Raw genomic sequence first — 14,068 nt, 5'->3', positions numbered from 1 at the left:
GGCCCCGCACGGTGCAGGGTCGGATACAGGAGGAGTTGACATGCGTACTTGGCTCATTACCGGCGCTTCCCGTGGTTTCGGCACCCTGATCGTCCAGCAGGCCCTCGCGGCAGGCGATGCAGTCATCGCAACGGCGCGTAAACCGGAGGACATCGAGGCCCGTCTTGGTCAGCACCCGAACCTGCTGGCCGTGCGCCTGGACGTGACCGGCGAAGAAGAGGCTTACGCAGCGGTCGCTGCTGGCATCGAGCGCTTTGGGCAAATCGACGTGCTGGTCAACAATGCCGGGTTCGGCGTGCTCGGCGCGGTCGAAGAAACCAGCGCCAGCGAAACCGAGCGGTTGTTCGCCACCAACGTCTTCGGTGTGCTGAATGTCACTCGTGCGGTATTGCCCCATATGCGCCGGCAGCGCAGTGGTCATGTGATCAACATCTCGTCGCTTGGCGGCTACCAGGCTTATATGGGCTGGGGCGTGTATGGCTCGACCAAGTTCGCCGTCGAAGGCATCAGCGAAGCGATGCATCAGGAACTGGCCCCCTTGGGTATCAAGGTGACTGTGGTCGAACCAGGCTTTTTCCGCACCGACTTCCTGGATGAGCAGTCCCTGGTGAAAACGGCTCTGGAACTGCCGGATTACGCCTCCACTGTCGGTGTCATGCGCAATTATGCCGAAGCGGCCAACCATGCCCAGCCGGGCAACCCTGCAAAGCTGGCCGAAGCCCTGATGACCTTGGCCAACGCGGCCAACCCACCGTTGCGCCTGGCCTTGGGCAGTGATGCCGTCGCGCGTATCGAGGCCAAGCACAGCGCAGTCGAGCAGGAGCTGGCACGGTGGCGAGCGCTGTCCCTGTCCACTGACTTTGCCTCGTAACCTTCGTTGGGGCACTAAACCTGAACCGGGCGCGCCGGCTCAGGTTTTTTGTGGCGGATAGTGGGCTCATCCAAGCATGAAACCCAAGGTCAACGTCATGAAAAAAGCCAGCTTTCAACCCATGCCCTGCCCTGTAGCCCGAGCGCTGGAACACATCGGTGATGGCTAGAGCCTGTTGGTCCTGCGCGACGCGCTCTATGGCTTGCGTCGGTTCGATGAGTTCCAGCGCAGCCTGGGCATCGCCACCAACACGCTTACTCGTCGGCTGACCGACCTGGTCACCGCCAGCTTGCTCGAGCACCGACCCTACCAGAGCAACCCGCCACGCTTCGAGTACCTGCTCACCGAGGCCGGGCGTGACTTGCGGCCTGTGATCCTGACGCTGATGGCCTGAGGCGCAAAGCTATCGCCGCCTGCGCCACCGTGCTCAACGACCGCACCAACCTGCATTTCCTGCGCCTTGCCGAGCACCTTAACGTTCAAAACGAGACAATGAATGCCTGGCTCGAGCAATGAGCAGCAACGCCCAGGCTCTCGGCCAGGACAGCCTGGACGCCAGCCACACCGCACTGCGCCAGCTCTGGGCACTGACGTGGCGTGAAGCGCAAACGTTGACCTATGCCGACGCCTTCCTGGTGATCATGGCGTGTTTCGCGTTGGCCACGCTGCTCGTGCCGTTGATGCGCAAGGTACAACCCCCAGCACAACCGTCGGCTGACGCCCATTGACCCCTCTCGAAGCGCCCTCTTCGTCTTTTGTGGGTACAGGCTTTCAGTTTTTGCGCTATGCGCAGCAGCGCAGCCCATACAACAAGAAGCCCGCGTACCTAATCAGTTACGCGGGCTGGGGTGTATCTGAACGCCATCACAGCATCACGAAACCCACTTCGATATTGCCGCGGGTCGCTTTCGAGTACGGGCATATCTGATGCGCCTCAGCTACCAGCTTCTCCTTTTCCTCGGCGGCCAGGCCAGGCAAGCGCACCGTGAGTTGGGCAGCCAGCGCGAAACCGCCGTCTGCGGTATTGCCCAGGGAAACATCGGCATCCACTGCTACATCGTCAGGCAGGCGAATGTTGTACTTCTGCCCCGCGCGGCGCAGGGCACCAATGAAGCAGGCAGACCACCCGATGGCGAACAGCTGCTCGGGGTTGGTGCCCGGGCGACCGGAGCCTGGCGGGCTCAGCGGCAGGTCGAGCTCGCCATCGACAGATTGGCCGCGCCCATCGCGGCCACCGGTCGTATGGGTATGGGCGGTGTAGAGGATCGTTGTCAGGTTATTGGGCATGGTAGTTCTCCAAAGGGCATGCTGCCCTCCCCGACCAGGCACACAGGGAGGGCGTTGGCTGCGATCAGTGCTTGGCCTGGCTCAGTTTGCTGCACAGGTGTGCGGAAAATGGGTTGTCGTTGTCCGCGATGGGGGCTTGCGGAACTGCAGGCCTCGTCCAGGTGGGGCCATTTCACGTCCCGCCTGTATCGCCGATGTATCCGAAGGTGGCGGCATTTGTATGCCAGAGCGTCGGACATCGGCGCTGTACACACAGTGATACGGTTCTGTGACTGGACGTTTCCGAAAATGAGGCAGCCCTCGCGAGGGCCGCTTCACCTCGTACGGCATGACGAACGTCAGCTGCGGTAGCGTGTCGCGGGAGTCCTCAACGAAAGATTCGGCATCAACGCTTGCCGCGCCGCCTCGTAACGTTCCAGGTCACCCAGGTCGGGCAAGGACGGGATCGTGATGAACTCGCCCAGGTCCAGCCCGGCAAGCGCCGCGTCCACCATATCGTCAGCCTTCATGACGATCTCGCCCGGCAGGTAATCCAGGGGTGTGCCTGCCGCCGCCCAAAAGTCGGTCGCCGTCGCACCAGGCAGTACCACCTGAACCCTAACGTGCTTGTCCGCAAGCTCGTGGTGCAGGGATTGGCTGAATGCCAGCACGAACGCCTTGGTGCCTCCATACACGCCGTTGAGCCGTTCAGGCGCAAGGGCCACGACGGAGGCGATATTGATGAGCGTGCCCTGGCGCGCGACCAAGCCTGGAACCGCGGCATAGGTCAAACGCGTCAACACGTTCACGTTGAGCGTGATCATGTCTTGCATTTTGTCGACGTCCGACTCCAGAAGCGGCTGCGTGGCCCCCACTCCGGCATTGTTCACCAGCAAGGTAATGCTGGCGTCAGTGCGCAGCAGCAGTTCCACTCGGCGCAGGTCATCTGGGTTGCCAAGGTCGGCTGCCACCACTTCGACGGAACGGCCAGTCTCGTCAGTCAGGCGCTTGGCCAAGGCATTCAGACGTTCGCGGTTTCGCGCGACCAGGATCAGGTCATAGCCACGATGGGCCAGACGCTCGGCGTAGAGGGCACCGATACCGGATGAGGCGCCGGTGATGAGGGCGGTACCAGGATGGGACTGAGTCATGATGCATCTCCAGGGTTGGGGTGGGTCTGGAGAACAGGATGCAGGGGGATGACGGTATCTCAAATGACGTATAAGGTACTGTTTCCGGACACTGGGGAGTAGGCAATGCATCGCATCAGCTATTTGCTGGCAGACGGGTTCCAAGTGCTTTCGCTGGCCACCCAGGCCGCGTTCGAACTGGCCAACATCGCCGCGCAAGACACCTTCTACACCGTCGAGAACTTCTCGCTCGAAGGCGGCAAGGTGCGTTCGTCCCTGGGCTTGGCCCTCGATACCCAACCACTCGAAACGCCCCGCCTGACCGACACCTGGATCATCGTCGGAGTCACCAACCCCTTGGAGGTGCCCACCTCGGCGGCGACCCTGGAGTTCCTTCGCCAGGCGAGCACCCATGCCAGGCGCACCGTCGGCCTGTGCACTGGCGCTTTCATCCTCGCCGAGGCGGGGCTGCTGTCAGGGCGTAGAGCCACGACACACTGGGCATTCGCCCGCGAGATGCAACGGCGCTATCCGGATATCAGCGTCGAGGAAGACCGCATCTATATCGCCGACGGTACCCTCTGGACGTCGGCGGGCATGACCGCAGGGCTCGACCTTGCGCTTGGGCTGGTGGAAAAGGACCTAGGCGCGGACATCGCGCGTTCGGTGGCACGCAAGCTGGTGATGCAGCAGTACCGCTCCGGCGGACAGTCCCAGCACTCCGAACTGCTGCACCTCGCCCCCAAGTCCGACCGGATCCAGCGTGCGCTGGACTATGCACGCCAGCATCTGAACCGCCCACTGGGCGTCGAGGAGCTGGCAGAGGTGGTGAACCTGAGCCCACGTCAGTTCTCCAGGGTCTTCAGCGCCGAAACCGGGCACTCCCCAGCCAAGGCGATCGAGGGACTAAGGCTGGAGGCGGCACGCCTGATGATCGAGCAAAGCCGGCATCCCTTGGACGTGGTCGCCCAGGAAACCGGCTTTCGCGACCGTCGTCATATGCGCGAGGTGTTCCTGCGGGGCTTCGGCATACCACCGCAAGCGATACGCCGGGATGCCCGTCGCCCGATGCCCTCTTGAGGTCTCGGTTGTTGGCATTCACAAGCAAGCTTTCAGTTAGAAACGCTCCGCAGGACAAGGCAACTCCCAAGACCGGATTACAGATCCAGCTCACCTCTGATCAACGCCTCGAGCGTCTGGGCAACATCGGGTCGTTGCGCATTCAGCAAGCCCACCGGAGTGCCCTGCAGAAGCGCCTTGGAAGCGTCCAGTTCCTCTCCCATGAGCGCCAGTGGACAGGCAATCTCCATATGCAACCAACGCAGTCGCTTGGCCAGCTGTGGGCTTATCATCCCCTGCACCACAACCACCAAGGCAGCCGGCTGCAGCGTTGCGCACAACAAAGGCAGCTCTTCAAACGGTTGGCCGCAGCCGAGCACCTCGACGCGCTGTTGATCGCTGCTCAACAACCGGCCAGCGCACAGTAGCTCGAACTCGGCTTGCTCCTGCAGACCTGCCAGTAATACGGGCGGCACCTCAGGCTGGTTCATTTGAAGGCGCATCAACAAGCGGGCGCGCAGGAAATTATCCAGATACAGCCATTGGCTGCGTTCGCCGAAGCCGTCACCTGAAGCCAGTTCATGCCAGACCGGCAACAACACCTCCCGCAACACAGTCACCTTAGGCAGAACAGTCCACAATTGACCGTGCACGGCTTCCAGCGCCCGTCCATCGAATGCCCGTGCAGCCCGCGCCACGGCATCGCGCCACTGCTGGAAGACGCTGTTCGGCTCCGGGGCTGGCTGATGGTCACCGATGAGCCTTTCGCCGACTTTGCTGATCGGCAGCCCATTGGCTGTCCAGCGCTGGATGTCGCGAATTCGCTGAACGTCCTTGGCCGTGTACAGGCGATGGCCGCCCTCGGTGCGTTGCGGACGGATCAGTCCATGGCGACGTTCCCAGGCACGCAAGGTCACCGGATTGATGCCAGTCAGGCTGACCACATCGCGCATGGGCAGTAGGTCGGTTGGTACGGACTCAGTCATTGCGAGCAGTCATCTGAACGGTGGATTACTCTAAACCTATACAGACCTTCTGCGCCGTGCAACCTTAGGTCATCATGCAGCGAATCGTGCCGTAGCTCTACGCTCGGAAGCTACGCTGCGCTTACCGCACATGAAGATTCGGGTGGGCTGGCTAATGATCAATGCAAAACTGCTGCAACTGATGGTCGAAAACTCCAACGATGGCATCGTCGTCGCCGAGCAAGAGGGCAACGACAGCATCCTCATCTATACCAACCCCGCTTTCGAGCGCCTGACCGGCTATCGAGCGGACGACATTCTTTATCAGGACTGTCGATTCCTCCAGGGCCAGGACCATGACCAGCCCGGCGTCGCCTCGATCCGTGAGGCGATTCGTGCAGGCCAGCCTTGCCGCCAGGTCCTTCGCAACTACCGCAAGGACGGCAGCCTGTTCTGGAATGAACTGTCCATCACGCCTGTGCGCAACGAAGCGGACCAGTTGACCTATTACATTGGCATCCAGCGTGACGTCTCGGCCCAGGTCTTCGCCGAGGAACGGGTCCGGGAGCTGGAAGCGGAAGTCGCCGAACTGCGCCGGCAACTGAGCGAGGCCAAGTCCTGATCGAAAAAGCTGTACAGCTATCATTTTGTGTATAGCTTTTATGGCAGGCTTCAGCTATACCTGTACAACAAATCGCGGTTGTACAGGTTTTTCTGGAGCCAAGCATGTCAGCCTATCTGCAACAGTTCGCCGAGCGCTTCGCCCAACTCGATGGCAGTCGTCTCCATGGGCTGGAAAAACTGTACGCCGACGACATCACCTTTCGTGATCCCTTGCATGAAATTCAGGGGCTTGAGGCCCTGAGGGCCTACTTCGCCCAGCTGTATGCCAACACCCGCGACATCCGCTATGTCTTCTGCGGCGCTAATGAAGTGTCACCCGGCGAAGGCTACCTACGCTGGAGCTTGCAGTTTCGCCACCCCCGACTTGCCCGCAACCGGCCGGTCAGCTTGCAAGGATGCAGCTACCTGCGATGGCGTGAACGTGTCCATTTTCACCAGGACTACTTCGATGCCGGTGCCCTGCTCTATGAGCATCTTCCGGTCATGGGCTGCGCGATCCGCTGGCTCAAAGGCAGGTTGGTATGAGCCGCTGCTGGTTGACCGGAGCAAGCAGCGGGCTGGGCGCTGCGCTTGCGCAATGCCTGTTGGAGCAGGGTCATCACGTTGCCCTAGGCGGTCGTCACGAGCAACGCCTTGCCCCTTTGGTGGAGCAGTTTCCCGGGCAGGTTCTGCTGGCTGTCGGCGACGTCGATGACCCTATCCAGATCGCTCGGATCGCAGCGCAGATCAAGGCTGCCTGGGGAGCGCTGGATTTGGTGATCCTCAATGCGGGCACGTGCGAGTACCTGGAACCTGGTCATTTCGACCCGGCCATGGTCGAGCGGGTGATGCGCACCAACTTTCTGGGCGTCAGCCAGTGCCTGGCCGCTGCCCTGCCCTTGCTTCGCGCTGGCAAACGTCCTCATTTGGTGGTGGTGGGCAGCTCGGTTACCTGGCTGGCTTTGCCCCGGGCAGGCGCCTATGGCGCCTCCAAGGCCGCCGTGCGTTATTTGGTGGAGTCTCAACGCATCGACCTGGCCCACGAAGGCATCGATGTCACGTTGGTCAGCCCAGGCTTCATCGACACGCCTCTGACCCGTCGTAACGACTTCCCCATGCCACAGCTGTGGTCAGCCGAACGCGCCGCACGGCACATCGTCAGGCACCTGCACCGACGTCCGCTGGAGATCAACTTCCCAGGCCTTTTCACCTGGGTGTTGCGTGTGCTGGGTCGACTCCCGCCACGCGCCCGTCTGGCGCTGGGCCGGCGTCTGGCACGTCATGAACAGGAATGAAACTCCATGCGTATAGCGATTATTGGCAGCGGTATCGCGGGCCTGACCTGTGCCCACCTACTGTCTCGCAGACACGAAATCACGGTGTTCGAGGCCAGCGACTGGGTCGGCGGCCACACCCATACCGTCGATGTGGACTGGTGCGGCGAACGCCATGCGATAGACACCGGCTTCATCGTCTTCAACGACTGGACCTACCCGAACTTCATTCGCTTGCTCGATCAGCTCCAGGTGGCTTCACAGCCAACCGAGATGAGCTTTTCTGTCCATGATCCGCTCACCGGGCTGGAGTACAACGGTCACAACCTGAACACGTTGTTCGCTCAACGCCGTAATCTGATCAGCCCACCGTTCTGGGCGATGCTGCGCGATATCCTGCGTTTCAACCGGCAGGCACTGGACGATCTGGACGCACGGCGGATCGATACCTCCACCACCCTGGGCGCCTACCTCCAGGCTCAAGGCTATGGCCAGCGCTTCATCGAGCACTACATCGTGCCCATGGGGTCGGCGATCTGGTCGATGTCCCGGACGCAGATGCTAGGTTTCCCCCTGCAGTTCTTCGTGCGCTTCTGTCGTAACCACGGCTTGCTCTCGGTCAATCGACGTCCGCAGTGGCGGGTCGTCCAGGGTGGCTCGAGAAGTTACATCGCCCCTCTTTGCCGACCGTTCGCCGAGCGTATTCGCCTGAACTGCAAGGTGCATCGTGTCGGACGCGACGAGGGAGGCGTCACGCTGCTCAGTGCCGCTGGCACCGAACGGTTCGACAGTGTGGTCTTCGCCTGCCACAGCGATCAGGCACTGGCGCTGCTGGAGACCCCCAGCGTTGAAGAGCGCGCCGTGCTGGGCGCCATCGGCTATGCGCAGAACGACGTGGTACTGCACACCGATCAGCGTCTACTGCCACAGCGAAAGAAGGCCTGGGCCAGTTGGAACTATCGACTGGGTGGCCCCGCGCATGCCCCAGCTGCGGTGACCTACAACATGAACATCCTGCAAGGTATCCAGGCACCGGTGACGTTCTGTGTAAGCCTCAACCAGACCGCGCTCATCGACCCTGCACAGATCATCGCCCGCTTCTGCTACGCCCACCCGCAGTACAGCCTCGCAGCGTCAGAAGCCCAGACGCGCCAGGCACGACTTCAAGGCTACAAGCACAGCTATTTCTGCGGCGCTTACTGGGGCAACGGCTTTCACGAAGACGGTGTGGTCAGCGCGCTGCAGGTGGCCCGGCACTTTGGAGAAACACTGTGAACAGTGGTCTTTGCCTGGGTTGGCTCAGTCATCGCCGACTGTCCCCGCGGTACCACGCGTTCCGCTACCGCATCGGCATGTTCTATCTGGACCTGGATGAACAAGCCTGGCTGATGAGCCTATCCCGTTGGCTGGGTAGCAGACGACTGTCGCCGCTGAACTGGCGCCAGACCGACTACCTGCCAGCGCTGACCCGCCAGGGGGAGCCGTTGGCCGAGGCTGCCCGCTTGCTCGTTGAACAGGCAACGGGGCACAGGCCCGAAGGCCCGGTCCACTTGCTGACCCAATTGCGCTGCTGGGGGCTGTCGTTCAATCCGGTGAGTTTCTATTTCTGCCACGACCGCCATGGACACCTGACGGCGATCCTACTGGAGGTGCGCAACACCCCATGGCATGAGCGGTTTCACTATGTCCTGCCGGTGCAAGGCCGCCTGGACAGGCCTTTCTCCATGGCCAAGGCCTTTCATGTATCGCCGTTCATGCCCTTGGACATGGACTACCGACTGCAGTTGTCCCTGAACCTCAAGTCGGTGCGCATCCATATGGAGAACTGGCAAGGCTGCCAAAAGGTGTTCGAAGCCGATTTGGCCTTGCAGCGCCAACCGCTGGATCGCAAAGCGTTGCATCGATACCTGCTGAGCTTTCCCTGGATGAGCCTGCGCACCGTCTCGGCCATCTATTGGCAGGCCCTGCGCCTTTTGTTCAAGCGCACTCCCATCCATGACCACACCGCCAGCCGGGGCAGCCTGGCACTCGGCCAACCTTGCGAGGACCCTGATCATGTCGAATCCCACCCTGAGCGTTAGCAAGACCACGGTCCTGGCACCCTTGCTTGGCGCATTGGCCCGAACAGTCGTGCTCGCACAACTGGGCAAGCTCCGTCACGGCCATCTCCGGCTGCTCTGCCATGGACAGCAATGGAGCTTCGGAGAGGCCAGCAGCCCCTTGCAGGCTGAAGTGGAAGTGCTCGATGACGCAACCTGGAGCCTGATCGCCGCTAACGGCTCGATCGGCGCGGGCGAAGCTTATATCCATGGGTATTGGCGCAGCCCGGATCTTGCACGGGTGACCCGCCTGTTCGTGGCCAACCTGGACGTGCTGGACGCACTCGAAGGCGGGCTTGCGCGGTTAGGGCGACCTGCCCTGCGGCTACTGCACCGATTGAACCGTAACAGCAGGCGAGGAGCCCGGCGCAACATCCTCGCCCACTACGATCTGGGCAACGCCCTGTTCGAACAATTGCTGGACCCGACCATGATGTATTCGGCCGCCCAGTTCGAATACCCCGAGCAGTCCCTGGAGCAGGCCCAGTTGCACAAGCTCGAGCGCATCTGCCAGAAACTGGAGCTGCGTGCACAGGATCATCTGCTGGAGATCGGCTGTGGCTGGGGCAGCCTGGCCATCCACGCCGCCACTCATTTCGGCTGCCGTGTCACCACCACAACCTTGTCGCAAGCGCAGTATGCCTATACGCAAGCACGCGTGCGGGCCCTCGGACTGGAACAACAGATCACGGTCCTGTGCGATGACTATCGCGACCTCAAAGGTACCTTCGACAAGCTGGTGTCCATCGAAATGATCGAAGCGGTCGGTCACCGCTACCTACCGGTTTATTTCCGCCAGTGCGCCGCGTTGCTCAAGCCCGACGGGTTGATGCTGTTGCAGGCGATCACCATCCGTGACCAGCGCTACGCCCAGGCTCGGCGCTCGGTGGACTTCATCCAGCGTTACATCTTTCCCGGCGGCGCCCTTCCCTCGCTGAGCGTGCTGCTGGACACCGCCAGCCGCCAGACTGCGCTCAACCTCATACACCTGGAAGACTTTGGCCTGGATTACGCCCGAACCCTTGAGCACTGGCGCGACAACCTGCGCAAAAGTCGAACGCTAATGGCCGACCAAGGCTATGACGATACGTTCCAGCGCCTGTGGGAGTTCTATCTGTGTTATTGCCAGGGCGGCTTCGAGGAACGGGCCATCGGCGTAGCGCAGTTGTTGTGGGCGGCGCCTCAGGCCCGACGTGCGCCCTTGCCCGCACTTCGATGATCAAGCGCTACGGGGTGATTGCCAATGCCCTATGGTTGCAGGCCGGCTGGTGGGCCTGCGTGCTGGGCGCCAAGGCCCCTGGGTGGTTGCTGGTGGTGCCCATCGGCCTGGCCATTCACCTGTGCCTGTGCCCGGACTTCAGGGCAGAGGTCAGAGCCGTAGCACGCACAGCGCTGGCTGGCAGTGTGCTCGATAGCGTACTGGGCGCAATGGGTGTGTTCAGGTTCGACGCATGGCCGCTCCCGCTGTGGCTGGTGTTGCTATGGCTGGTGTTGGCCAGCGGCTTGCGACACAGCCTGGCGTGGGCGGGCTGGCCTTTCTGGCGCGGTGCGCTGGCCGGTGCGCTGACAGGTCCTTTGGCCTATCTGGGCGGAGCCCGTCTGGCCGAGGTCAGCTTGCCGCTGGGCCCGTTGGCAACAGGCCTTCTACTGATACCGGTGTGGGCGCTGGCCCTACCGCTGCTGGTACGCATCGCGGCGTGGCGCTGACCGACGGCATCGCTGGGAGCAGTATCGCACCTGCTCCCAGCATCGGGCCCAACGCTTGCGCCAGTTGAAAGGCCGGCCACAGACCACGCAGACCTTGCTTGGCAACAAACGCTTGTTCACAGGCAGTCCCCCGCATCGAGACGCGCCAGTAACGCCTGACCACGGCGCCATACAGCCTCGCGCCGCGCCGGTGCCATGCCATCGAGGTTCCGATAGACCAGCGCCAGGCGAGGGTTATGCGCGAGCTGCGCGCGGTGACGGATGAGAAAGTGCCAGTACAACGCATTGAATGGGCAGGCATCGGCTTCTGTCGCCTGTTCGACCTTGTAGCTGCAGGCCTTGCAATGATCGGACATCCGCTGGATGTAGCGACCACTGGCACAGTACGGCTTGGACCCCAGGTAACCACCATCGGCATGCATCACCATGCCCAGTGTGTTGGGCAGCTCGACCCAGTCGAACGCGTCCATGTACACCGATAGGTACCACTGGCAAATGGCTGTCGGCGCGATGCCCGCGAGCAAGGCGAAGTTGCCGGTCACCATCAGGCGCTGGATGTGGTGCGCATAGCCCAACTTCAGGGTCTGTTCGATGACCTGCGCCATGCACCGCATGCGGGTGCGTCCGGTCCAGTAGAAGTCCGGCAACGGCCGGGTGTTGTGCAAATGGTTGAGCTCAGCGTACGCCGGCATGCGTAACCAATAGATGCCTCGCACATATTCGCGCCAGCCGATCAACTGCCTGATGAAACCTTCGGCGGCGTTCAACGGCACCCGCCCCTCCCGCCACGCGGTGTCCACGTCTTCGCACACACGCCGCACATCCAGCAATCCGATATTCAGGGCTGCGCTGATGCGGGCATGGAACAGGTAGGGTTCGCCCTCGGCCATGGCGTCTTGATAGTCCCCAAAGGCCGCCAGGCCGTAGTCCAGAAAATGGCGCCACAGCTGCTGCGCCTGGTCATGGGTCACGGGGTAGTCGAAGCCGTCCACGGCGCCGTAATGGTCGCTGAAGTGTTGGCGAACCAAGGCCACGACCGCCGAAGTGATGGCGTCCTGCTCGAAGTGGGCTGGAAACGGCCCGCGCAATCCTCGTGGCAATGGCTTGCGATTGTCACCATCGAAATTCCAAGCGCCTCCAGCGGGGCTGCCGTCTGGCTCCAAGAGCAAGCCGCAGCGTTTGCGCATTCCCCGGTAGAAATGCTCCATGCGCAGTCCAGAGCGCCCTTGGGCCCAGCGCGCGAACGCTTCGCGCGAGCAGAGAAAGCGGGTATCGCGGTGCCACACCAGCGGCAGCTGAGCATCCCGTAGCGCCTGTTCCAGGCGCCATTCTCCGCACTCGGTCACATGTATTTGCGTAGCGCCCAGTGATTGTCGCCAACGTTGCAGCTCACCGACGATGGTCCCGCTGTTGTCAGCCGCGTCGAAGGCCACGTAATGCACTTGCCAGCCGCGCGCTCGCAAAGCGAGCGCAAAATGGCGCATGGCACTGAAGATGAGCACGATTTTTTGCGGGTGATGCGGCACGTAGCGAGCCTCCTGCGCCACTTCCGCCATCAGGATCGCATCGTGGGCAGGGTCCAGCGCGGCGAGGCTGGCCAGGTCGAATGACAGCTGATCACCCAGAACCAGCCCCAGGCGCACCTTCCTGGCTACCACTGGCTGGCCAAGGTCAGCGGCATCCGCAACGGCGCGACGGGGCCGTCCCTTTGTCCGCACATTTCATCATGTACCACCTGCTGCACCAGCATGCACGGCACCGGCGGCAGGTTGGCCAGAAGCTCGCGCAGCTCAGTGGTAGAACGCAATCGAATGGCCTGCCCGCGCTCATCGCTCAGGGTGACCGGGCTGGTCCCGGTCATCGCGCGCAAGACATAGAACCCGCCTTCGAGCGACAGCAGCTCAAGTGACTCGACCTCGCCGGCCGATACCCGCTGGGAGAGTGTGTTCAGGTTCATGGTGTGCCCTCCGGCAGACGGCGGAAGAACAGCGTGATCTGGCCGATCTCCACGCCCAGTTTGCTCATGCTCGAGCGGTTGATGAGGGTGTCGTCATCTATCAGGTACATCCAGTCGTCCAGGTCAACCTTCCAGTGCCTTCCATCGACCGGCAGATCGAGCTGGTAACGCCATCTAAGGGCGTTGCCCGCTACTTCTCCACGGGCTTGCCCAATTACATCCCCGGCTGTTCCGCGCCAACGACCAGGGCCGTCCGGCACCAATGTCCAGGTTCGTTGCTGACGTGTGCCGTCGCTGTAGAGAAAGTGCTCGTCTAGGATCAAGCGCTCGCCTTCCCGACGGCTGTCGATACGCACTACAAAGCGCTTGACCACTTCTCCGGAGCGCTTTTGGAACATTCCCCAAGCCTGTACCGGCCGCGAGAAGAAGGCCGCCAGGTCAAGGCGGGGCTGCTCAGCGGCATACCGCTCGACCCCGACGTTGCCACAACTGCCCAGCAGCAGGCAGGCGGTCAGCAATAGCGCTTTGTACATGTTCAGTTTCCTCGGTCGTCATCGGCCAGGCCGAGCAGGCGCTGGCGCAATTGAGGATCCCGGGCTCGCGGATCCAGCCAGATAGCGAAGAACGCCCGGGCGAACGCCGGATCGGCGACCTCACGAGCGAGCCGTCCGTCGACATAGAAGCGGCAGCCCTCCTGTGGCAAGTACACCCCCGTGATGCGCATGCCCGGACGTACATCCACGAAGGCCGCTGCCATGGTGTCGGACCAGGCGCTGATCTGCCGGTCCGTCACACTGCCGCCTCCCAGGCGCCGCATTTCCTGAAGGCTGGCCTGCACCAGCGTGTCCCGGGATAGAGAGCGGTGGTAGGTCAATTCAAGGGCGAAGGGCTGGCTCCAGTCCTGAACCGGTCCGGCGGCCCACAACCGAGCGCTGTACAGGCGCAGACCGAACCAGGTGAACTCCCCCTCGCCGAGCCGCTGCGCGGCCGGCAGCGCAGCCCGCCAGTCCGCAGAGACCGACGACATCGTGCCGAACAGCAAACAGAGACAGACCATCCGAACCAGGTATGCCATGACGAGCCTGTATGCACCAGAATCTATACAAAGGCTAGCCACTTGTACAACTTAAATCAAAC

Annotated in this window: 18 protein-coding genes and 1 pseudogene; 11 read left to right on the top strand and 8 right to left on the bottom strand. The window is 62.1% G+C overall.

The features are described 5' to 3' along the window. Positions 1–40 precede the first annotated feature (40 nt). The 3 genes and pseudogenes from AB1N67_RS12005 to AB1N67_RS11995 form a co-directional block, all read left to right on the top strand. Positions 41–871 carry an oxidoreductase gene (locus AB1N67_RS12005; protein ID WP_043210490.1) on the top strand — a complete coding sequence of 277 codons (831 nt, stop codon included), beginning with the start codon at positions 41–43 and terminating at the stop codon, positions 869–871. Positions 872–1,046: 175 nt separating this feature from the next. Then, positions 1,047–1,265, top strand: coding sequence for a helix-turn-helix domain-containing protein (locus tag AB1N67_RS12000; RefSeq protein ID WP_232095243.1), 219 nt, complete (start codon positions 1,047–1,049; stop codon positions 1,263–1,265). 11 nt (positions 1,266–1,276) lie between these two features. Continuing rightward, positions 1,277–1,599: pseudogene (locus tag AB1N67_RS11995) on the top strand (EmrB/QacA family drug resistance transporter); the annotation flags it as partial. 136 nt (positions 1,600–1,735) lie between these two features. Here the strand turns inward: AB1N67_RS11995 and AB1N67_RS11990 are convergent. Both AB1N67_RS11990 and AB1N67_RS11985 read right to left on the bottom strand, forming a co-directional pair. Next, positions 1,736–2,158 (bottom strand): organic hydroperoxide resistance protein, encoded by a 423-nt coding sequence (locus tag AB1N67_RS11990; RefSeq protein WP_182819054.1) that lies wholly within the window; start codon positions 2,156–2,158, stop codon positions 1,736–1,738. 338 nt (positions 2,159–2,496) lie between these two features. Beyond that, on the bottom strand, positions 2,497–3,288 hold the full coding sequence (locus AB1N67_RS11985; protein ID WP_070573652.1) for an SDR family oxidoreductase: 792 nt from the start codon (positions 3,286–3,288) through the stop codon (positions 2,497–2,499). Positions 3,289–3,393: 105 nt separating this feature from the next. Between AB1N67_RS11985 and AB1N67_RS11980 the strand changes: the two genes are divergently transcribed. Then, positions 3,394–4,347, top strand: a complete 954-nt coding sequence (locus AB1N67_RS11980; RefSeq protein WP_102081659.1) for a GlxA family transcriptional regulator — start codon at positions 3,394–3,396, stop codon at positions 4,345–4,347. Positions 4,348–4,424: 77 nt separating this feature from the next. On the opposite strand, the gene AB1N67_RS11975 is transcribed toward AB1N67_RS11980, so the two are convergent. Next, entirely contained in the window at positions 4,425–5,312 is an 888-nt protein-coding gene (locus tag AB1N67_RS11975) for a MerR family transcriptional regulator (RefSeq protein ID WP_367863845.1), read from the bottom strand. A gap of 154 nt (positions 5,313–5,466) precedes the next feature. Between AB1N67_RS11975 and AB1N67_RS11970 the strand changes: the two genes are divergently transcribed. From AB1N67_RS11970 to AB1N67_RS11940, 7 genes are all read left to right on the top strand, one after another. Next, positions 5,467–5,913 carry a PAS domain-containing protein gene (locus AB1N67_RS11970; protein ID WP_090342813.1) on the top strand — a complete coding sequence of 149 codons (447 nt, stop codon included), beginning with the start codon at positions 5,467–5,469 and terminating at the stop codon, positions 5,911–5,913. A 104-nt stretch (positions 5,914–6,017) separates the two neighbouring features. Then, on the top strand, positions 6,018–6,440 hold the full coding sequence (locus AB1N67_RS11965) for a nuclear transport factor 2 family protein (protein WP_102081661.1): 423 nt from the start codon (positions 6,018–6,020) through the stop codon (positions 6,438–6,440). Next, positions 6,437–7,189 carry an SDR family oxidoreductase gene (locus AB1N67_RS11960; protein ID WP_102081662.1) on the top strand — a complete coding sequence of 251 codons (753 nt, stop codon included), beginning with the start codon at positions 6,437–6,439 and terminating at the stop codon, positions 7,187–7,189. The genes AB1N67_RS11965 and AB1N67_RS11960 overlap by 4 nt, the downstream gene beginning before the upstream one ends. A gap of 6 nt (positions 7,190–7,195) precedes the next feature. Beyond that, positions 7,196–8,443, top strand: a complete 1,248-nt coding sequence (locus tag AB1N67_RS11955; protein ID WP_102081663.1) for an NAD(P)/FAD-dependent oxidoreductase — start codon at positions 7,196–7,198, stop codon at positions 8,441–8,443. Next, positions 8,440–9,249 carry a DUF1365 domain-containing protein gene (locus AB1N67_RS11950; RefSeq protein ID WP_090342804.1) on the top strand — a complete coding sequence of 270 codons (810 nt, stop codon included), beginning with the start codon at positions 8,440–8,442 and terminating at the stop codon, positions 9,247–9,249. The genes AB1N67_RS11955 and AB1N67_RS11950 overlap by 4 nt, the downstream gene beginning before the upstream one ends. Beyond that, positions 9,224–10,486, top strand: coding sequence for a class I SAM-dependent methyltransferase (locus tag AB1N67_RS11945; RefSeq protein WP_367863844.1), 1,263 nt, complete (start codon positions 9,224–9,226; stop codon positions 10,484–10,486). Before AB1N67_RS11950 ends, AB1N67_RS11945 begins: the two co-directional genes overlap by 26 nt. Further along, positions 10,483–10,974: a DUF2878 domain-containing protein gene (locus tag AB1N67_RS11940; RefSeq protein WP_367863843.1), complete on the top strand. Its 492-nt coding sequence runs from the start codon at positions 10,483–10,485 to the stop codon at positions 10,972–10,974. The genes AB1N67_RS11945 and AB1N67_RS11940 overlap by 4 nt, the downstream gene beginning before the upstream one ends. Here the strand turns inward: AB1N67_RS11940 and AB1N67_RS11935 are convergent. Genes AB1N67_RS11935 through AB1N67_RS11915 form a run of 5 tightly spaced genes read right to left on the bottom strand, consistent with a single transcriptional unit; the run spans position 10,939 to position 14,006 of the window. After that, the gene (locus AB1N67_RS11935) at positions 10,939–11,094 is read right to left on the bottom strand and encodes a DUF2256 domain-containing protein (RefSeq protein WP_080642134.1); all 156 of its coding nucleotides are present in this window, start codon (positions 11,092–11,094) and stop codon (positions 10,939–10,941) included. The genes AB1N67_RS11940 and AB1N67_RS11935 overlap by 36 nt on opposite strands. Continuing rightward, positions 11,091–12,617: a cryptochrome/photolyase family protein gene (locus AB1N67_RS11930; RefSeq protein ID WP_324724238.1), complete on the bottom strand. Its 1,527-nt coding sequence runs from the start codon at positions 12,615–12,617 to the stop codon at positions 11,091–11,093. The genes AB1N67_RS11935 and AB1N67_RS11930 overlap by 4 nt, the downstream gene beginning before the upstream one ends. 8 nt (positions 12,618–12,625) lie before the next feature. Continuing rightward, a complete protein-coding gene (locus AB1N67_RS11925; RefSeq protein ID WP_043213933.1) occupies positions 12,626–12,931 on the bottom strand; it encodes a DUF6482 family protein in 306 nt (101 codons plus the stop codon). Then, a complete protein-coding gene (locus tag AB1N67_RS11920) occupies positions 12,928–13,464 on the bottom strand; it encodes a DUF3833 domain-containing protein (protein ID WP_090342788.1) in 537 nt (178 codons plus the stop codon). The genes AB1N67_RS11925 and AB1N67_RS11920 overlap by 4 nt, the downstream gene beginning before the upstream one ends. A gap of 2 nt (positions 13,465–13,466) precedes the next feature. Then, positions 13,467–14,006, bottom strand: coding sequence for a chalcone isomerase family protein (locus tag AB1N67_RS11915; protein ID WP_090342785.1), 540 nt, complete (start codon positions 14,004–14,006; stop codon positions 13,467–13,469). Positions 14,007–14,068: the final 62 nt, after the last annotated feature.

It is taken from the genome of Pseudomonas guariconensis (assembly GCF_040822035.1).
Classification (GTDB): Bacteria; Pseudomonadota; Gammaproteobacteria; order Pseudomonadales; family Pseudomonadaceae; genus Aquipseudomonas; species Aquipseudomonas guariconensis.
Note: the sequence above shows the minus strand (reverse complement) of the source record. Positions and strands in the feature narration are given on the sequence as shown.